The 19,888-nt window shown below is 69.7% G+C and carries 16 protein-coding genes and 1 other RNA gene; 14 read left to right on the forward strand and 3 right to left on the reverse strand.

What is annotated here, in order from left to right; all coding sequences use genetic code 11:
* From PCA_RS17675 to pepQ, 3 genes are all read left to right on the forward strand, one after another.
* Positions 1-401: DUF1631 family protein (locus PCA_RS17675; RefSeq protein ID WP_255436877.1), on the forward strand; the 401-nt coding region annotated here is incomplete at its 5' end.
* On the forward strand, positions 398-727 hold the full coding sequence (locus tag PCA_RS14030) for a PilZ domain-containing protein (RefSeq protein WP_181303238.1): 330 nt from the start codon (positions 398-400) through the stop codon (positions 725-727). The genes PCA_RS17675 and PCA_RS14030, both read left to right, overlap by 4 nt.
* Before the next feature lie 74 nt (positions 728-801).
* Entirely contained in the window at positions 802-2,142 is a 1,341-nt protein-coding gene (gene pepQ, locus PCA_RS14035) for a Xaa-Pro dipeptidase (RefSeq protein ID WP_181303239.1), read from the forward strand.
* A gap of 2 nt (positions 2,143-2,144) precedes the next feature.
* On the opposite strand, the gene PCA_RS14040 is transcribed toward pepQ, so the two are convergent.
* Positions 2,145-2,438 (reverse strand): hypothetical protein, encoded by a 294-nt coding sequence (locus PCA_RS14040; RefSeq protein WP_181303240.1) that lies wholly within the window; start codon positions 2,436-2,438, stop codon positions 2,145-2,147.
* 125 nt (positions 2,439-2,563) lie between these two features.
* Between PCA_RS14040 and PCA_RS14045 the strand changes: the two genes are divergently transcribed.
* The 6 genes from PCA_RS14045 to cydX all read left to right on the forward strand — a co-directional run bounded on the left by PCA_RS14045 (position 2,564) and on the right by cydX (position 15,633).
* Positions 2,564-3,028 carry a hypothetical protein gene (locus PCA_RS14045; protein WP_343204460.1) on the forward strand — a complete coding sequence of 155 codons (465 nt, stop codon included), beginning with the start codon at positions 2,564-2,566 and terminating at the stop codon, positions 3,026-3,028.
* Between the two features lie 69 nt (positions 3,029-3,097).
* Entirely contained in the window at positions 3,098-12,376 is a 9,279-nt protein-coding gene (locus PCA_RS14050; RefSeq protein ID WP_181303241.1) for an autotransporter-associated beta strand repeat-containing protein, read from the forward strand.
* Between the two features lie 218 nt (positions 12,377-12,594).
* Positions 12,595-12,786 carry a cytochrome oxidase putative small subunit CydP gene (cydP, locus tag PCA_RS14055; RefSeq protein WP_343204461.1) on the forward strand — a complete coding sequence of 64 codons (192 nt, stop codon included), beginning with the start codon at positions 12,595-12,597 and terminating at the stop codon, positions 12,784-12,786.
* Positions 12,783-14,342, forward strand: a complete 1,560-nt coding sequence (locus tag PCA_RS14060; RefSeq protein ID WP_181303243.1) for a cytochrome ubiquinol oxidase subunit I — start codon at positions 12,783-12,785, stop codon at positions 14,340-14,342. The genes cydP and PCA_RS14060 overlap by 4 nt, the downstream gene beginning before the upstream one ends.
* Positions 14,343-14,352: 10 nt before the next feature.
* A complete protein-coding gene (cydB, locus tag PCA_RS14065) occupies positions 14,353-15,483 on the forward strand; it encodes a cytochrome d ubiquinol oxidase subunit II (protein WP_181303244.1) in 1,131 nt (376 codons plus the stop codon).
* Between the two features lie 12 nt (positions 15,484-15,495).
* Entirely contained in the window at positions 15,496-15,633 is a 138-nt protein-coding gene (gene cydX / locus PCA_RS14070; RefSeq protein WP_181303245.1) for a cytochrome bd-I oxidase subunit CydX, read from the forward strand.
* A 16-nt stretch (positions 15,634-15,649) separates the two neighbouring features.
* On the opposite strand, the gene PCA_RS14075 is transcribed toward cydX, so the two are convergent.
* Both PCA_RS14075 and PCA_RS14080 read right to left on the reverse strand, forming a co-directional pair.
* Positions 15,650-16,990: an aminopeptidase P N-terminal domain-containing protein gene (locus PCA_RS14075; RefSeq protein ID WP_255436878.1), complete on the reverse strand. Its 1,341-nt coding sequence runs from the start codon at positions 16,988-16,990 to the stop codon at positions 15,650-15,652.
* A complete protein-coding gene (locus tag PCA_RS14080) occupies positions 16,987-17,553 on the reverse strand; it encodes a UPF0149 family protein (protein ID WP_181303246.1) in 567 nt (188 codons plus the stop codon). The genes PCA_RS14075 and PCA_RS14080 overlap by 4 nt, the downstream gene beginning before the upstream one ends.
* 112 nt (positions 17,554-17,665) lie before the next feature.
* Between PCA_RS14080 and PCA_RS14085 the strand changes: the two genes are divergently transcribed.
* The 5 genes from PCA_RS14085 to PCA_RS14105 all read left to right on the forward strand — a co-directional run bounded on the left by PCA_RS14085 (position 17,666) and on the right by PCA_RS14105 (position 19,740).
* On the forward strand, positions 17,666-17,905 hold the full coding sequence (locus PCA_RS14085) for a TIGR02449 family protein (RefSeq protein WP_181303247.1): 240 nt from the start codon (positions 17,666-17,668) through the stop codon (positions 17,903-17,905).
* 4 nt (positions 17,906-17,909) lie between these two features.
* Complete coding sequence (locus PCA_RS14090; protein WP_181303248.1) at positions 17,910-18,260, forward strand: cell division protein ZapA; 351 nt, start codon at positions 17,910-17,912, stop codon at positions 18,258-18,260.
* 149 nt (positions 18,261-18,409) lie between these two features.
* Positions 18,410-18,596: non-coding RNA, 6S RNA (ssrS, locus tag PCA_RS14095), on the forward strand.
* Positions 18,597-18,658: 62 nt separating this feature from the next.
* Positions 18,659-19,276, forward strand: coding sequence for a 5-formyltetrahydrofolate cyclo-ligase (locus tag PCA_RS14100; protein ID WP_181303249.1), 618 nt, complete (start codon positions 18,659-18,661; stop codon positions 19,274-19,276).
* Entirely contained in the window at positions 19,273-19,740 is a 468-nt protein-coding gene (locus PCA_RS14105) for an EVE domain-containing protein (protein ID WP_181303250.1), read from the forward strand. The genes PCA_RS14100 and PCA_RS14105 overlap by 4 nt, the downstream gene beginning before the upstream one ends.
* Positions 19,741-19,888 lie beyond the last annotated feature (148 nt).

Below are 19,888 nucleotides of genomic sequence, written 5' to 3' on the forward strand. Positions count from 1 at the left end.
GGCTGAAACAGCGCCAGCGGCTGGGCGAACCGCCGCGCGCCAAGGCCGCGGCCGCAGCCGACGATCCCGAGCCGCCGCTGGGCCCGCAGGAGGCGCGCCTGCACAATCGCCTGCGCCAGCTTCCCTATGGCACCTGGTTCGAGTTCACCGACCCGGCGACGGGCGAGGTCAGCCGGCGCAAGCTGGCCTGGTTCTCGCCGGTCACCGGCAACAGCCTGTTCGTCACCCGCCGCGGCCAGCGCGGCGAGGAACTGAACCTGCGCAAGCTGGCCCGCTCGATGGCCAGCGGCCAGGTGCGCGAACTTCCGCCGCCTGGCGACGGCCTGCTCGACCGCGCCTGGCATTCGCTCACCCGCAACCTGCGGCGCGACGCTGCGCCGGCGTCCGGAGCCCGCCCATGAGCACCCGCGAGCAACGCCGCGCGCCGCGCAAGCCGGTGGACGCCGGCATCGTGGCGATCGACACCGTCGCCGAGCAGCCGCTGGGCCACCTGTGCAACCTCTCGGCCAGCGGCCTGCTGCTGATCGGCGGCCGCGAACCGCGCAGCGAAGGCATCTACCAAGTGCGCCTGGCGTTGCCGGACGCCAGCGGCAGCATCGAGCTGGGGCTGCAGGAACAGTGGCACGAACCGGCCGCAAGTCCGGGCCAGTTCTGGGCCGGCTACCGCATCATCGCGGTCGCGCCGGCCCACGGCGAGCTGCTGGAACGCTGGCTGCGCCAGGCCTGAGCGTCGCACGCCGGGCGGCCGGCGTCAGCGCGCCGCGCTAGACTGCGCGGTCGATATCCATGCCGGAGATCCGCATGAACGCGCAGCTCGCCACGCTCTATCCCCCGCATCTCGCCACCTTGCGCGAACGCGCGGAACGGGCGCTGGCGCTGGGCGGCTTCGACCACCTGCTGATCGCCGCCGGCACGCCGCCCGGCAAGTTCCTCGACGACCAGGACTACCCCTTCGTCGCCAACCCGCACTTCAGGCACTGGTTGCCGCTGACCGACGCGCCCGGCAGCTGGATCGCATACACGCCCGGCGCGAAGCCGAAGCTGGTGTTCGTGCAGCCGCGCGACTACTGGCACGTGGTGCCGGAAGCGCCGCACGGCTACTGGGTGGAACACTTCGACATCGTCACCGTGCGCAGCGCAACGGATGCCGTGGCGCAGTTGCCGAAGGGTCGCAGTGCGGTGCTCGCGCCGGCCTGCCCCGCCATCGACGGACTCGAAGTCAACAACCCGCAGGCCGTGCTCGACTGCCTGCACTGGCACCGCTCGTACAAGACGCCGTACGAGCTTGCGCTGATGCGCGAGGCCAACCGCATCGGCGCGCGTGCGCATCGCGCCGCGGAGGCCGCGTTCCGCGCCGGCGAGAGCGAGTTCGGCATCCACCTGGCCTATCTCGCCGCCGCGCGGCAGATCGACGCCGAACTGCCCTACGCCAGCATCGTGGCCCTCAACGGACACGGCGCGGTGCTGCACTACATGCACTTCGACCGCACGCCGCCGGCGGAACACCGCTCCTTCCTGATCGATGCCGGCGCGAGCTGCGCCGGCTACGCCAGCGACATCACGCGTACCTGGGCCGGCACGGGCGCGGGCGAATTCCAGGCGCTGATAGCCAGCATGGATGCCGCACAGCAGGGCTTCGCGGCGAAGGTGCGCGCGGGCCAGAGCTATCCCGATCTGCACATCCACGCGCACCACGTCATCGCCGGCGTGCTGCGCGAGCACGGCTTCATCCGCATGAGCGCGGAGAGCGCGGTGGAATCCGGCGTGACCTCGGCCTTCTTCCCGCACGGCCTCGGCCATCCGATCGGCCTGCAGGTGCACGACGTGGCCGGTTTCCAGGCAAGCGAACGCGGCGGCAGCATCCCGCGCCCCGCCGGCCATCCCTACCTGCGCATGACCCGCGTGCTGGAGCCGGGCATGGTGGTGACCATCGAGCCCGGCCTGTACTTCATCGACATGCTGCTCGCCGAACTGCGCGGCAAGCCGGTCGCCGCCGACATCGACTGGGCGAAGGTGGATGCCTTCCGCCAGTACGGCGGCATCCGCATCGAGGACGACGTGGCCTGCACCGGGGACGCGCCCGAAAACCTCACGCGCGATGCATTTGCCATGCTCGAACGGACAGCGCCTCCGATCGCATGAAGCTACGACGCGTTCCGCGCATACTGGGTCCACCGTACAGGGGCGGATGCAGGAAATGGGAACAGCCAGGGGGCATCGAACTCGATCTCGAGCACGGCAGCGTCCGCCAGGACGACCTGCTCGTGCGGCACGAACACGGGCGGCTGCATGCCGAGGTCCGCGACGACGGTCGCGGCTTCGATCCTGCCGACCACGGCTCGCACGGCGCCGGCCTCGCCAGCCTGCGCAGCCGCGCCGTTCGTCCCGGCGGATGATTCGTCGTGCAGGCCGCGCCCGGTGAAGACGCCCTCCTGCAACTGGAATGCCCACTGAGTTGAGCTGCCCCGATTTCGGGGTATCCAACCCTGTACCAACCAATTAATGTGATGCCGCTCGCGCAGCGCCCCCCAGGAAGCGGGGGCGCTATCCAGGGGGAACAGACGTGTTGCAGCGTAGCCATTTCATCTCGGGCCTGCCGCGCCCGGGTTCCACTCTGTTGCGCCGGAACCCGCGCTTTCGCGCCAGCATGGGCAGTCCGGCGGAAGGCATGTCCACCGAGGCGAAGGTCATCGCCTGCGATGCCTTGAAGCAGGCCTGCCATGGCGCCCGGGCCGATCGCCTGCTGCCGGTGCGGTACGAAATTCTCGCCAGCCAACCGCCCCAAATGATGGACGCCGTCCACGACTTCATCGGCGAACCGTCAATTCCGCACGACTTCCGGCACGTCGGCCACGGCGTGGCCGACTTCGATCGCCGCGCCGGCGCCCCGGGCCTGCATGCCGTGCGCGGCAGGCCGAAGGTCGAGCCGCGCAACACGCTGCTGTCGCCCGACCTGTTCCAGCGCACCGCGGGCGATGCCTTCCGGAACGACCCGCGGCGCCTGCCTGCAGGTTTGCGCATCGTCTGACGCGCACTGCCGCCACATCCATCGCCACCGATTCGTCAGTTCGCTCACCGCACCACAGGGGACCAAGCCATGAACCGCATCTATCGACTCGTCTGGAACCACGCCTTGCACGCACTGCAGGTCGCCTCCGAACTGGTGCCCGGCTGCAGTGCAGCCGCGTCATCGGTGGATGCGTCGCGGCGCTTGCCTGCACGCCGCCTGCTCGCACTGTGCTGCCTCGCCGCCTGCACCGCCGTGCCGGTGGAATCGGCCATGGCCGCCTGCTCGCCAGTCAACCCGACCAACGGCGCCACCGTGACCTGCTCGGGCGCCGCCAACCCGCTGGCGCCCTCGTACGCCAGCGGCGCCAGCAACCTCACCGTCAACGTGGTTTCCGGCGGCTCCACCGGCGTGCTGCTCGGCCTGGGCGGCACCGCGATGTCGCTCACCGGCAACGGCACCACCCTCAACAACGCCGGCACCATCGATCCCTCCCTGCTCGGCCTGCTCAGCCTGCTGTCCTCCGGTACGGTGATCGGCAACCCCAATCTCGGCGCCGCGATTCCCGGCAGCACCGTGACCGTCAGCAACCAGGGCACGATGAAGGGCACCACCGGCCTGCTCGGCCTCAACCTCGCCGACCTCACCGGCATGGCCCTGTCGGTGCGCAACGGCGGCGGCGGCACGACCAACATCACCAACTCCGGCACCATCGGCTCCTCCGCCCTGCTCGGCGTCTCGCTGCTGGGATCGGATGCGCCGGTGATCGCCGCGTATGGCGGCAGCCAGATCAACTTCACCAATACCGGCACCATCACCGGCCGTACCGCGTTCGAGAGTTCCGCTGCCGGCAACACCTTCATCAACGCGGGCACCATCAGCGGCAGCGTGTCGATGGGCACCAACAGCACCAACACCTTCACCGCAGTGACAGGATCGAACGTCAACGCCGGCGGCAGCCTGGGGTTGAACCTGCTGGGCGTGCTCGGGATCAATCTCAGCTTCGCGCCCACCGGGCAGATCGACGGCGGCGCGGGCGGCAACAACACCCTGGTGCTGCAGAATGTGGTGGCCGGGCCCGGCTCGGGCGCTACGGGCACGGGCAGCGCCTCATCCGCGACCTACGTCAATTTCCAGCACCTGATCGTGAACAGCGGCACCTGGAGCCTGTCCGGCGCGCTGATCAGCGGCGACGCCACCCTCAACGGCGGCGTGGCCCAGTTCGACAGCGATGCCAACTTCGGCAGTGCCGCGATCACGGCCAATGGTGGCGGCGTCGCCGCCAGCATTGGCGGCGCGACCCTGAGCAAGGCGATCACGCTCAATGCGGGCGGCCTCACCGCCACGGGCGCCAACAACTTCACGCTGTCCGGCACGCTCTCCGGCAGCGGCCCGCTGACCAAGAGCGGCACCGGCACGGTGACCTTGACCGCCGCCGACTCCTACACCGGCGGCACCTTCGTCACTGGGGGCACCCTCGCGCTGGGCGGAAACGGCGCGCTGGCGTCCAGCGGCCAGGTCAGCCTGCTGAACGCCGGTTCCGTGTTTGACATCTCCGCCGCCAATGGCAACCGGACCGTCGGCATGCTGACCGGCGATACCGGCACCACGGTCTCGCTGGGCGCACGCACACTCACCTTCGGCGACAGCGCCAACGCCACGTTCGCCGGCACGATCGGCGGCACCGGCGGCGTCATCAAGCAAGGCAGCGGCGTGGAGACCCTGACCGGCGTCAACACCTATACCGGCGGCACCACGATCAACGCGGGCGGACTGGCGATCGGTACCGGCGGCAGTCTCGCGGCCACCGGCGCGGTGACGCTGAGCAGCGCGGGCGGCATCTTCGACATCAGCAACGCCGGCGCCAACCAGACCATCGGCGCGCTGTCCGGCGTGGCCGGCAGCCAGGTCGCGCTGGGCGCGAACACGCTCAGCTTGGGCGATGCCGGCAATACCACGTTCGCCGGCACCATCGGCGGTACCGGAGGCATCGTCAAGCAAGGCCCCGGCACACTCACCCTGAGCAGCGCGAACACCTATACCGGCGGCACCACGATCAACGCAGGCACGTTGCAGATCGGCAGCGGCGGCTCGCTCGCGGCAGGTAGTACGGTCGCCCTGGCCGCCCCCGGCAGCACGCTCGACCTGTCGGCGGCCGGTGCACAGAGCATCGGCGCATTGTCCGGCGTGGCCGGCAGCTCGGTGCTCCTCGGCGCGAACGCATTGACGCTCGCGCCCACCGGCAGCAGCAGCTTCGGCGGCACCATCGGCGGCACCGGCGGCGTGACCATCAACGGCACCGGCACGCAGACCCTGACCGGCACCAACACCTACACCGGCGGCACCAGCATCCAGTCCGGCACACTGGCGCTGGGCCCGGGCGGCTCTCTTGCCGGCGGCAGTGCGCTGACGCTTGCCAGTGGCGGCACCTTCGATATCTCCGCGGCAGGCAATCAGGCCATCGGCGCGCTCGCCGGCACCGGCGGCACGATCAAGCTTGGCGCCAACACGCTCAGCGTGAGCGGCGGCGGCACTCTCAATGCGGCCATCCAGGGCACGGGCGGCCTGACCAACACCGCCAACGCGCTCGTGCTCAATGGCACGAACAGCTATACCGGCCTGACCACGGTGCAGGGCGGAAGCCTCACGGTGGGCGATGCGTCGCACGCCAGCGCCAGCGTGGCCGGCGACGTCAGCGTGGCCAGCGGCGCCGCGCTGGGCGGCTTCGGCACGGTCGGCGGCAGCGTCACCGTGCAGAACGGCGGCCATCTCGCGGCGGGCAGTCCCACCGGCACCTTCACCGTCAACACCAACCTCACCCTGGCCCAGGGCAGCGTGCTCGATTTCTCGTTCGGCGCACCCGGTCCGAACTTCAGCACGTTCGGCAGCGGCCACAACGTGGCGGTGAACGGCAACCTCGCGATCAACGGCGCCACGCTGAATCCGATCGATGCCGGCGGCTTCGGGCCCGGCCTGTACAACCTGTTTACCTACGGCGGCACGCTTACCGAAACCAACGGCGGCATCATTCCGCCCTCGGGCTTCACCATCCAGAACCTGACCGCCAGCAAGCAGGTCAACCTGATCAACACGAACGGCTTGACGCTGAACTTCTGGAACGCGAACGGGCTGGCCAGCAGCACCCGAATGGGCGGCGGCAGCGGCGTGTGGTCGGTGCCGCAGGCGAACTGGGCGAATGCGACCGGCTCGATCACGTCCACCCGCCAACCCGCCGATGCATTTGCCATCTTCGGCGGCGATGCGGGCATGGTGACGGTCGACAACACCGGCGGTGCGGTGACGGCGCTCGGCATGCAGTTTGCCAGCGACGGTTTCCATCTGGTCGGCGGCGCGCTCGGCCTGGTCGCGCCCACGCCCGGCGCGCTCAGCGAGATCCGCGTCGGCGATGGCAGCAGCGCCAGCGCCGGCTGGATCGCCACCGTCGACAACACGCTTACCGGCCTTGGCTTCAACAAGACCGGCGCCGGCACCCTGGTACTCGGCGGCAGCAATACCTATACGCAAGGCACCATGCTGAGCGCGGGCACCTTGTCGGTCAGCGCCGATGCCAATCTTGGCGCGGCCGGTGCAGGGCTGGATCTCGAGGGCGGCATCCTGCAGGTCACCGGCACGGCGTTCCAGTCCACCGCGCGTGCGATCACGCTCGGCGCACCGGGCGGCGGCTTCGATATCGCGGATGCGGCGAACGTGTTCGCCGTGAGCCAGGCCCTGAGCGGCACCGGCGGCCTGACCAAGCTCGGCGCGGGCACCCTGGTATTGAGTGGCGCCAACAACTACAGCGGCGGCACCACCATCAGCGCCGGCACGCTGCAAGGCGATGCGGGCAGCCTGCAAGGCAATGTCGTCGACAACGCGGCGCTGGTGTTCAATCAGGGCACGAATGGCGCCTTCGTCGGCAACGTTTCCGGCAGCGGCACGCTGACCAAGCTCGGCGCCGGCGTGCTGACGCTCAGCGGCGCGAACAGTTACAGCGGCGGCACGGCGATCAGCGCAGGCACGCTGCAAGGCGATACCACCAGCCTGCAGGGCAATATCACCGACAACGCATCGCTGGTCTTCAATCAAGGCACCAATGGCACGTTCACCGGCGCCATCTCCGGCAGCGGCAGCTTGAGCAAGCTGGGCAGCGGCACCGTGACACTGGGCGGCACCAGCACCTACGGCGGCGGCACCACGATCGGCGCCGGCGCGTTGCAAGGCGACACCACCAGCCTGCAGGGCAATATCACCGACAACGCATCGCTGATCTTCAATCAAGGCACCAATGGCACGTTCACCGGCGCCATCTCCGGCAGCGGCAGCTTGAGCAAGCTGGGCAGCGGTACCGTGACACTGAGCGGCGCCAACAACTACAGCGGCGGCACCACGATCGGCGCCGGCGCGTTGCAAGGCGACACCACCAGCCTGCAGGGCAATATCACCGACAACGCATCGCTGATCTTCAATCAAGGCACCAATGGCACGTTCACCGGCGCCATCTCCGGCAGCGGCAGCTTGAGCAAGCTGGGCAGCGGTACCGTGACACTGAGCGGCGCCAACAACTACAGCGGCGGCACCACGATCGGCGCCGGCGCGTTGCAAGGCGACACCACCAGCCTGCAGGGCAATATCACCGACAACGCATCGCTGGTGTTCAATCAAGGCACCAATGGCACGTTCGCCGGCGCCATCTCCGGCAGCGGCAGCTTGAGCAAGCTGGGCAGCGGCACCTTGACGCTGAACGGCACCCACACCTACAGCGGCGGTACCACGATCGGTGCGGGCACCCTCGTGGTCGGCAGCGCCGCCGGCAACGGCGCCACGCTGGGCGGCAACGTGACGGTGGACGGCGGCGCCACACTGCGCGGCCACGGCACGATCGGCGGCAACGTCGATGTGCTGTCCGGCGGCATCGTGACGCCGGGCGACTCCATCGGCACGCTCACCGTCAACGGCGACTTCACCGCCGCGCAGGGCAGCCTGATGGACTTCGCCTTCGGCGCGCCGGGGGCGAACTTCCAGACCGCCGGCACCGGCGACAGCGTGAGCGTGGGCGGCAACCTCAGCCTCAACGGCGCCACGCTCAACGTCACCGATGCGGGCGGCATGGGACCGGGCCTGTACAACTTGTTCACCTACGCCGGCACGCTGACGGAAACCAACGGCGGCCTTTCCCTGGGCACGGCGCCCAGCGGCCAGACGCTGTTCCTGCAGAACCTGACGGCGCAGAAACAGATCAACCTGATCGACACCACCGGCATCACGGCGAACGTCTGGAACGCGAACGGCCAGGCCAGCGCCACCCAGATGGGCGGCGGCAGCGGTACGTGGTCCACGACCTCGCAGGTCTGGACGGATGCGACCGGCGCCGTGACGAACGGCCCGATGTCGCCGCAGCCCGGCTTCGCGATCTTCGGCGGCGCGGCGGGCACGGTGACGGTGGACGGCAGCGCGGGCGCGGTGCAGGCCACCGGCCTGCAGTTCGCCACGACCGGCTACACGCTGACCGGCGGCACGCTGACCCTGGTCGCCAGCAGCGGCAGCGCGCCGATCGTCCGCGTGGGCGACGGCTCCAGCGCGGGCGCCGCGATGACGGCGACGATCAACAGCGCGATCGCCGGCAGCGCCGGCCTCACCAAGACCGACCTCGGCACCATGGTGCTCGGCGGCGCCAACACCTATGCCGGCAACACCGCCATCGCGGGCGGCACGCTGGAGGCGGCCAGCAATGGCGCGCTCGGCAGCGGCAGCGCGACGGTGGACAACAGCGCGGGCCAGAACGCCACGCTCAAGGTGGACAGCGGCGTCAGTCTCGGCAACCAGATCCTGCTCGCCAACGGCGGCACGCTGGACAACGCCGGCAGCATCGTGCGCAGCGGCAGCGGCACGTACGCCGTGGAAGCCGACACCGGCAGCGCGACCATCGTCAACACCGGCAGCCTGCAGAGCGACAGCGGCGTGGTCCTCAACAACGGCGGCACGGTGACCAACAATGGCGGCAGCCTCGCCGCCACCGGCAGCACCAGCGCCGGCCTGTACGTCGGCGGTGCGGCCGCCACGATCGCCAACGCGAACGGCGGCAGCATCAGCGGCGGCTACCTCGGCGTGCAGATGCTCGGCGGCAGCCTCGTCAACACGGGCGCGCACAGCGTCATCCAGGGCAGCGGCTACGGCGTCTTCACCAACGACAGTGCCGCCAGCGTGACCAACTCCGCCGGCGCCAGCATCCAGGGCACCGGCAACGATGCGGTGTCGATGTACCAGGGCGGCACGGTGATCAACGAAGGCGGCGCCAGCATCAGCGGCACCGTCGGCGTGCGGCTGTCCGGCAACGGCAGCATGATCAACCGGACCGGCGCCAGCATCACCGGCAGCCTCGGCGTGATCCTTGCCGGGAATGGCACGGTGGACAACAGCGCCAGCATCGTCGCCAGCAATACCGGCGTGGCCCTGGTGGGCAGCAACGACACCTTGACCAACGCCGCTGGCGCGCTGATCCGCGGCGGCACCGCCAGTGTGAACACGGCGGGCGGCAATGGCGCGGTCAATCTCACCAATGCCGGCACGCTGGATGGCGACGTGTGGCTTACCGGCAACGCGGCCAATGCCGTGACCCTGCTCACCGGCAGCACCTTGCAGGGCCGGCTCTACATCGGCAGCAACGCCGCTTCGACGCTGACCCTGGACGGCAGCGGCACGCAGCTGTACTCGCAGGCGGTGACCGGCGCCACCACGTTCATGGGGGCACTGACCAAGCTGGGCAGCGGCACCTGGATACTGGACAGCGCTCTCACGCCCGGCGGCACCACCATCAACGCCGGCACCTTGCAGATCGGCAACGGCGGCACCACCGGCGCGATCGCCGGCAATGTCACCGACAACGGCACGCTGGCCTTCAGCCGCAGCGATGCAGTGAACTTCGGCGGCACGATCTCCGGCAGCGGCGCACTGGTGCAAGCCGGCAGCGGAACGCTCACCCTCACCGGCACCAGCACGTATGCCGGCGGCACCACGATCAACGCCGGCACGCTGCAGGTCGGCAACGGCGGTACCACCGGCGCCATCGCCGGCAATGTCGCCGACAACGGCACATTGGCGTTCGACCGCAGCGATGCCGTGAGCTTCGGCGGCACGATTTCTGGCAGCGGTGCACTGGTGCAAACCGGCAGCGGCACGCTCACGCTCACCGGCACCAACACGTATGCCGGTGGCACCACCATCAGCGCCGGCACGCTGCAGATCGGCAACGGCGGCACCACCGGTGCAATCACCGGCAACGTCACCGACAACGGCACGCTGGTGTTCGACCACAGCGATGCGGTGAACTTCGGCGGCACAATCTCCGGCAGCGGCGCACTGGTGCAGGCGGGCAGCGGCACCCTCACACTCACCGGCACCAACACGTATGCCGGCGGCACCACCATCAACGCCGGCACGCTGCAGATCGGCAACGACGGCACCACAGGTGCGATCACCGGCAACGTGACCGACAACGGCATGCTGGTGTTCGACCGCAGCGATGCGGTGAGCTTCGCCGGCATCATCAGCGGCAACGGCACGCTGACGCAGAACGGCGCGGGCACCCTTGTCCTGACCGGCGCCAACACCTACACCGGCGGCACCATCGTCAACGCCGGCACGCTGGTGGTCGACAGCACGAGCCTGCCGGGCGCCGTTCTCGACAACGCGGCACTGGTCTTTGCGCAGGCCAGCGACGGCATCTTCCGCGGTGCCATCGGCGGCAGCGGCACGCTCGCCAAGACAGGCGGCGGCATGCTGATCCTCGACGGCAACAGCAGCGCGTTCACCGGCTCCACCACCGTCGGCGCCGGCACGCTGGAAGTGGGCGATGCCGCGACGCCGTCCGCCGTGCTCGGCGGCAACGTGGCGGTGGGTGCGGGCGGCACGCTGCGCGGCTACGGCCGCATCCTCGGCAACGTGAGCAACAGCGGCACGCTCTGGGCCGGCGGCTCCATCGGCACGCTGACCGTCCAGGGCAACTACACCCAGAGCGCCAGCGGCGTGTTCGAGGTGGAGGCCACGCCTTCCGGCCAGGCCAGCCTGCTCGCCGTGAACGGCACGGCCACCCTGGCCGGCAGCGCCCTGGTGCTGGCCGACACCGGCACCTGGGCGCCCACCACGAGCTACACCATCCTTACCGCCGCCGGCGGCGTCAACGGGCGGTTCGCCTCGGCCAGCAGCAGCCTGGCCTTCCTCAACCCCGTGGTGAACTACGGCGCCAACGTGGTGACGCTGTCGCTGCAGCGCAACGACGTCGCCATGGCATCGGTTGCGCAGACGCCCAACCAGAAGGCCGTGGCCACGGCGGCGAACTCGCTGGGCTTCGGCAATCCGGTCTACGACGCGCTGGTGGTGCTGGACGCGCCCGCGGCCCGCCACGCCTTCGACCAGCTTTCCGGCGAGATCCACGCCTCCACCCGCACCGCCATCGCGGACAACGACCACTACGTGCGCGACGCGATCGGCCAGCATCTCGCCGGCCAGAGCAACAACGCCAACGGCCTGAACGTCGCCGGCGCCGACGGCGTCGCCGCATGGACGGCCGCCTGGGGCCACTGGGGCAGCCACGATGGCGACGGCAATGCCTCGACGATGAGCGGCAACGGCAGCGGCCTGCTGCTCGGCGCGGACATGCCGGTGGGCAGCGATGCCCGGCTGGGCGCGGTGCTGGGCACCGGCCAGGGCACGGCGCGCGTCGACGCGCTGGGTTCGTCCTCGCATGTGGTCGACCAGCACCTGGGCGTGTACGGCAGCCTGCACACCGGTGTGCTGCAGTGGCAGGGCGGCGCGATCTACGGCTGGCAGAAAGTGGACACGCACCGCTTCATCGGCTTCGGCACCTTCGGCGGCAGTGCGCTCAGCAACTACCGCGCACATTCCGCACAGGCTTATGTCGACGCCAGCATGCCGTTCGTGCAGGGCCGCACCACGCTGGCGCCGTTCGTGAACCTGGCGGTGGAACGCCTGGGCACGCCCGCGATCCGGGAGAACGGCACCGCCGCCGCGCTGGCCGTGGCCGGACAGGACAGCACCCTCGGCTATGGCACGCTCGGCCTGCGCGCCACATTCGATCTCGGGGCGCCCAACCATGGCCTGCACGCCCACGCCAGCCTCGGCTGGCAGCATGCCTGGGGCGATACGCTGCCCGTCGGCACGATGCGCTTCGATAGCGGCGGCGGCAGCTTCGCCATCGCCGGCCTGCCGGTGGCGAAGAACGCGGGCGTGTTCACCACCGGCATCAGCTTCACCGTCGCACCCGATGTCTCGGTGGACGGCAGCTACCAGGGGCAGTTCGGCCAGCACGCCACGGACCAGTCCGCGCGCATCAGCCTGGACTGGAAGTTCTGAAGCCGGGGGCGTCGCGGGAAGCGCGCCCGAAGCCCAGGCCCGCGATGCGTCCGTCGTGCGGACGCATCGCGGGTTCCTTCAAGTTGCAAACGCGTGACGAGCCAAACTGCGACATTGCTCCGCACCCCCCGCGCCATCGGGCAGGAGTAACCTGCGCGGCATCTGACATACCGGGTTGACACCTTCCCATGTCTCATGCTGAGTCGCTTCAGGACGCGGTGCCCACGCGACCGCTGCGACGCCTGGGCGTCGAGCTGTTCGTGCTGGTGCTGGCGAAGATCGCGCTGCTGACGTTGCTGTGGTGGATCGCGTTCGCGCCGCACCCGAAACCGGACAGCAGCCCCGCCGCGATCGAGCACCTGCTCGCTCCCGCCGCAACCGCCTCTCCTGCGCAAGGTACCCACCCATGATCATCGACCCCGAGGTCGTCACGCTGTCGCGCCTGCAGTTCGCGTTGACCGCGCTCTACCATTTCCTGTTCGTGCCGCTGACGCTCGGCCTGGTCTGGATCCTGGCAATCATGGAAAGCGTGTACGTGATGACCGGGCGCGAAGTGTGGAAGCGCATGGTGCAGTACTGGGGCGTGCTGTTCGGCATCAACTTCGCGATGGGCGTGGCCACCGGCGTGACGATGGAGTTCCAGTTCGGCATGAACTGGGCGTACTACTCGCACTACGTGGGCGACGTGTTCGGCACGCCGCTGGCGATCGAGGGATTGATGGCGTTCTTCCTCGAGGCGACGCTGGTCGGCGTGTTCTTCATGGGCTGGAACCGCATCTCGCGGGTGAAGCACCTGCTGGTGACCTGGTTCCTCGCGCTGGGCACCAGCCTGTCGGCGCTGTGGATCCTGGTCGCGAACGCGTGGATGCAGCATCCGGTGGGCGCGGCGTTCGATCCGCAGACGATGCGCATGGAAGTCACCTCGTTCGCGGAGGTGTTCTTCAACCCGGTGGCGCAGGACAAGTTCGTGCATACGGTGAGCGCGGGCTACGTGCTGGGCTCGATGTTCGTGCTGTCGATCAGCGCGTGGTTCCTGCTGCGCGGACGCAACGTGGATTTCGCCAAGCGCTCGATGACGGTGGCGGCGAGCTTCGGCCTCGCTGCCTCGCTGTCGGTCGTGGTGTTGGGCGACGCCTCCGGCTACGCGGTGTCGCTGAACCAGAAGATGAAGATGGCGGCGATCGAGGCGATGTGGCACACCGAGCCGGCGCCGGCCTCGTTCACCGTGGTCGGCATCCCCGACCTCGACACGCGCACCACCCGCGCGGCGATCAAGGTGCCGTGGGTGCTGGGCCTGATCGGCACGCATTCGATCGACGAGACCATCCCCGGCATCACCGAGCTGGTGCAGGACGCGAAGCTGCGCATCGGGCTGGGGCTGCAGGCCTACGACGCGATGCTCGCGCTGCGCAGGAACCCGGACGACGCGCAGGCGAAGGCCGTGCTGGCCGCGAACGACCAGAACCTGGGCTATGCGCTGCTGCTGAAGAAGTACGTCGACGACCCGCGCCAGGCCACGCCGGCGCAGATCCAGCAGGCCGCCGACTCGACGATCCCGAACGTGCCGGTGCTGTTCTGGGCGTTCCGCATCATGGTGGGCTGCGGGTTCTACTTCATCGTGCTGTTCGCGCTGTCGTTCTGGAAGGCCAGCCGGCGGCAACTGGACCAGAAGCGCTGGTTCCTGAGGCTGGCGCTGTGGAGCCTGCCGCTGCCGTGGCTGGCGATAGAGCTGGGCTGGATCGTGGCGGAATACGGCCGCCAGCCCTGGGCAATCGAGGGCGTGCTGCCCACCGCACTGGGCGTGTCCTCGGTGAGCGCGGGCCAGGTCTGGACCTCGCTGGGCGGCTTCGTGCTGTTCTACACGCTGCTCGCGGTGGTGGACGCGCTGCTGATGCTGAAGTTCGTGCGCAAGGGGCCGGACGGCCTGGGCATCTGGCCGTCCGCGGACAGCGCGGCCACGCACTGAGGAGATGAACATGTTCGACTACACCACATTGCGGGTGATCTGGTGGGCGCTGCTGGGCACGCTGCTGGTCGCGTTCGCGATCATGGACGGCTTCGACTTCGGCGTGGCCGGCCTGCTCAAGCTGCTGGGGCGCGACAACGAGGAACGCCGGGTCTTGCTGGAAGGCATCGAGCCGACTTGGGAAGGCAACCAGGTGTGGTTCATCCTCGCCGGCGGCGCCATCTTCGCCGCGTGGCCGCTGCTTTACGCGGCGTCGTTTTCCGGCTTGTACCTGGCGATGTTCCTGGTGCTGCTGGCCTTCATCCTGCGCCCGGTGGGCTTCAACTTCCGCGGCAAGGTGCACGACCCGCGCTGGGTCAGCCTGTGGGACTGGGTGCTGGTGGCTTCCGGCGTGGTGGTGATGCTGGTAGCGGGCGTGGCCTTCGGCAACCTGTTCCTGGGGCTGCCGTTCCGCTTCGACGGCGACCTGCGCATGAGCTGGCAGGGCGGTTTTCTCGACCTGCTGCAACCCTACGCGCTGCTGTGCGGACTGATCTCGCTCAGCATGCTGCTGACGCACGGCGCCTGCTGGGCCGCGCTGAAGGCCGACCACGCGATCGCGGCGCGCGCGGTGCGCATCGCGCGCTGGGCCACCCTCGCCTACGCGGTGCTGTACGTGCTGGCCGGCGTCTGGCTGGCCTACGGCATTCCCGGCTACGCGGTGGCGGGGCCGGCCGTGACCGACGGCGTTTCGAACCCGCTGTACAAGCAGGTGGCCGTGGGCGGCAGCTGGTTCGCCGGCTACCTGCAATACCCCGGCTTCTGGGCCGCGCCGCTGACCGCCCTCGCCGCCGCGGTGGCGGTGCAGCTGCTGGTGGGCCGGCGCGGCGTGGGCGGCTTCATCGCCAGCAGCGCGATGGTGGGCGGCACCATCGCCTCGGCCGGCTTCGCGCTGTTCCCGTTCCTGCTGCCGTCGAAGCTCGACCCGCGATCCAGCCTCACCGTGTGGGACGCCTCCTCCAGCCTCGGCACGCTGGAGCTGATGCTGGGCGCCACCGTGGTGCTGCTGCCCCTCGTCATCCTCTACACCGGCTGGGTGTACCGCGTGATGCGCGGTCGCGTCACGCTGGCGGACGTGCGCAAGTCGCACGGCGGCTACTGAAGGAGAACGGCCATGTGGTATTTCTCGTGGATACTCGGTCTCGGCCTGGCCTGCGCCTTCGCCGTGCTCAACGCGATGTGGTACGAGGTGCACGCCACCGACGAGGCGCACCGGCGCAAGGAACAGTTGCCGGCGGACGAACGGGACTGAACGGGGCCTGCGGGACTCAACGCCCGGCCAGCAGCGCCTCGATCTCCTCCGCCTCTTTCGGCACGCCGGCGCTGAGCACCTCGTTGCCGTCGCGGGTCACCGCGACGTCGTCCTCGATGCGGATGCCGATGCCGCGCCAGCGTTCGTCCACGCCGGTCTCGTCGGGCGGCACGTAGATGCCCGGCTCCACCGTCACCACCATGCCGGGCTCCAGCACGCGCGAGACGCCGTCGATGCGGTAGTCGCCCACGTCGTGCACGTCCAGGCCCAGCCAGTGGCCGGTCTTGGTGGGGAAGAAACGCTTGTAGCTGCCTTCGGCGACCGCGCGGTCGGCGCCGCCGTCGATCAGCCCCAGCGCGCACAGGCCTTCCGCGAGCACCCGCACCGCGGCGCGATGCGCGGCGTCGAACGGCCGGCCGGGGCATACCTCGTCGATCGCGGCGAGCTGGGCGGCCAGTACCACCTCGTACAGCGCGCGCTGCTCGCGGCTGTAGCGTCCGCCGACCGGGATGGTGCGGCTGATGTCGGAGGCGTAGCAGTCCAGCTCGGCGCCGGCGTCGATCAGCAGCAGGTCGCCGGCATCGAGCCGCGCGCGGTTGTGCTGGTAGTGCATCACGCAGGCGTTCGTGCCGGCCGCGACGATGGGCGTGAACGCGGGCACCGCGCCGCGGCTGCGCAGCGCGTGCAGCAGTTCGGCTTCCACCTCGTATTCGTGCCGCCCCGGCAACGCGCTGCGCCACGCGGCGAGATGGGCCTGGGCGGCGACGTCCGCCGCCGCGCGCATCAGCTTCAGTTCGGCGCGCGACTTGTACAGGCGCAGGTCGTGCAACAGGTGCCCCAGCGCCACGAATTCCTTCGGCACCACGCCGCCGCCGCGCAACTGGCGCAGGCGGCGCATCCAGCCGAGCAGTTGCGCGTCGAACGCCGGCTCGCGGCCGAAGTGGCAGTACACGCGCGCCCTGCCCTCGATCATGCCGGGCAGGATGTCGTCGATGTCGTCGATCGGGAACGCGTCGTCCATGCCGTAGTCGGCCACCGCGCGTTCGGTGCCGACCGAACGGCCGTGCCAGCGCGCCTGCTCGGCGTCGCGCTCGCGGCAGAACAGCACCACCTCGCCGTGCAGGCGGCCCGGCAGCAGCGCCAGCACGGCCTCCGGCTCGGGGAAGCCGGCAAGGTAATGGAAATCGGAATCCTGCCGGTACGGCCAGGTGGCGTCGGCGTTGCGCAGGCGTTCGGGCGCGGCCGCGATCAGCAGCACCGCGTCCTCGCCGGCCATCTGCATCAGCTGGCGGCGGCGGCGGGCGAATTCCTCGCCGGCGATCGCCGTCGCGGCGCCGTGGTCGGGCGATGCGTTCAATGCAGGCGGTCGCTGCCGGACTGGCCGCGGCCGGCCGCCTCGGTGTACAGCAGCAGCGCGCCCACGCGCAGGAACTCCTGCACCTCGATCAGCGCATCCTCGTCCTCGGCGGCGTCGCCGAAGTCGAAGGCCGAGGCGGCGATGGTGCCGAAGTCGCGCAGCACTTCCTGCGCGTCGTCGGAAAGGTTCGCGTGCGCATCGGTGCCGGCGAGGCCGAAGCCGCCGAGGAAGCCGCGGCACCACTCCACCACCGCGTCGGCGCGCTCGGCCAGCGGGCGGTCGGCGTCCGGCAGCAGCGGTTCGAAGCCCAGTTCCGGGTCGGCCAGCGCGTCGCGGCACTGCTTGAGCAAGGCGTCCAGCGCGGCCTGGTCGGACGGCGCGGGCGCAACCTCCTCCGCGCCTTCCAGTTGCAGCGCGGCCAGCAGGTTGCTCCCATGCAGCGGGGCGCCGCCGGCGAGGTAGCCGCACAGCGAACCGTGCAGTTCGCTGGCGTCCACGCCCAGCCGCAGACGCACGATCAGCGCGTCCAGTTGGTCGTGACTGAGCGGTTCGGTGGCCGGCATGGGGCGTTCCTCGGGGACGGCCGGCCATTCTACGCCACGCCCACCCCGGCGCCGGCACCGACCGCGGAAAACGCCCGCTGTTCCCGCGCGTCGTACTGCTATAGTTCCGGGCATGAACCCGTCCGAATCGCTTCCGCCAGATACCGTCCAGCAGGAGCTGGAGGCGCTGGGCCGCCAGGTCGAACGGCTGCTCGACGCCATGCGCCGGCTCAGCGAGGAAAACCGCAGCCTGCGGCACAGCCAGGAGCAGCTGTCGGGCGAACGCGCGAACCTGCTGGCCCGCAACGAGCAGGCGCGCAGTCGGGTCGAGGCGATGATCCAGCGACTGAAGTCGCTTGAAGGCAATGGCTGAAGCAATGAGCACACCCGGCAGCAATGATCCGGTCGCGCTGCGGCTGATCGACCGCGAATTCCTGATCGCCTGCGCGCCGGAAGAGCGCGAGGGCCTGGTCGAGGCGGCCGCCCTGCTCGACCGCAAGATGCGCGAGCTGCGCGCGAACGCCCGCGCGCCCAGTTTCGAGCGGCTGGCCGTGCTGGCCGCGGTGAGCATGACCCACGAGCTGCTGGCGCTGCGCAAGCAACAGGGCGGCCACGACCAGCAGGCCGCGCAACGCCTCGCCGCGCTGCGCCAGCGGCTGGAGATCGCGCTGGAAACTGCCACCGCGCAGCACCGCGACAGCGCGGTGGACCTGTTCCCGAAGGCCTGAAAGCCCGCACCCGCGCCGCGCACGGGGCAGGCCCTGCCCGCCACGCGGCAGCATGCGGCTCGATGCTCCGGCACGGCGTCGCGCACCACCCCCGGCCATGCCCCAAGGACTAGGCGGAAAGCGCGCACAGGTTCTACAATCGACCCCGGCGTTTTCTGCGGTGTGCGCCGGCACACTCTTACATTTGCCTTGTTCCTAAATACGGCCCCGGGTCGGCTTTTCATCGGTCGTTGTGCATGTCCGCCGCGTGCGGAAAGCCTTGAGGCCATGTCGCCCTCCCACCTGATCCATCGTGGATCAAGGTCGTTCGGTGGGCAGCGGCATCGCGGTTGACGCCACCTTTCCCACGCCCCGTTCCTCGCTCGATGAACGGGGCGTCTTTCGATGGAGAGCACGCCGTGGACGCCACCGCCCACCGTCGCAGCCTGCGGGAGCAGATGACCGAGCGCCGCCGCGCGCTGCCGCCGCCCGCGCGCATGGCCGCCGCCCAGGGACTGCGCCGCTCGCTGGAGCAGCTTCCCGAGTACCTCACCGACGCGCGCGTGGCCGGCTACTGGGCCACCGGCGGCGAGCTGCCGCTGAACCTGGTGATCCCGCCCCTGCTCGCCCGCGGCCAGCGCTTCCTGCTGCCGATCCTGGCCAAGGGCAGGCAACTGCATTTCGCGCCGTGGCGCGACGGCGACCCGGTCGCGCCGAACCGCTACGGCATCCCCGAGCCGGTGGCGCCGCACGAATGGTTCGCCCCGTTCCAGCTCGACCTGGTGCTGGTGCCGCTGCTGGCCTTCGATCGCCGCGGCCACCGGCTGGGCCACGGCGGCGGCTACTACGACCGCAGCTTCGCCTTCCTCAAGGAGCAGGCCCGCCCCACCGAGCCGCTGCTGGTAGGCGTGGCCTACGCGTTCCAGGAAGTCGAGGCGTTCGAGGCGGAGCCCTGGGACGTGCCGCTGGACTTTGTCGCCACCGAACACGAACTGATCGACTGCAGCAACGGACAAGACGGAGCCGCCCACGCATGAGCCCACGCCCGCGCCACTACTGGCTGATGAAATCCGAACCCGACACGTTCTCCATCGACGACCTCAAGCGCAAGAAGCAGGAAGCCTGGGACGGCGTGCGCAACTACCAGGCGCGCAACCACATGCGCGACGGCATGCGCGTGGGCGACAAGGTGTTCTTCTACCACTCCAGCTGCGCCGAACCCGGCATCGTCGGCATCGCCGCGGTCGCCACCGACGCCTACCCCGACCCCAGCCAGTTCGATCCCAGGAGCAAGTACTTCGATCCCGGCAGCACCCGCGACAACCCGCGCTGGATGCTGGTCGACGTGAAGTTCGTGAAGAAGCTCAAGCGCACCATCACGCTCAAGGAACTGCAGGGCGATGCCACGCTCGACGGCATGGTGCTGCTGCGCAAGGGGAGCCGGCTGTCGGTGCAGCCGGTGGAGGCGGCGCACTGGGAGCATATCGTCGGGTTGGAGTGACGCTGCGCGCTTTGCGTTGAGCGGTCTTGCGCGTTCTGCGCGCCCCGTCTGGATTATTGACATTCGCCGTTGGTAAAGCGGTTTCGAGCGCCCTTCGGGCGCCCGAGTCACTTTCTCTCGCGTGCCCGAGAGAAAGTAACCAAAGAGA

Source organism: Rhodanobacter sp. PCA2 (assembly GCF_013620825.1).
Classification (GTDB): domain Bacteria; phylum Pseudomonadota; class Gammaproteobacteria; order Xanthomonadales; family Rhodanobacteraceae; genus Rhodanobacter_A.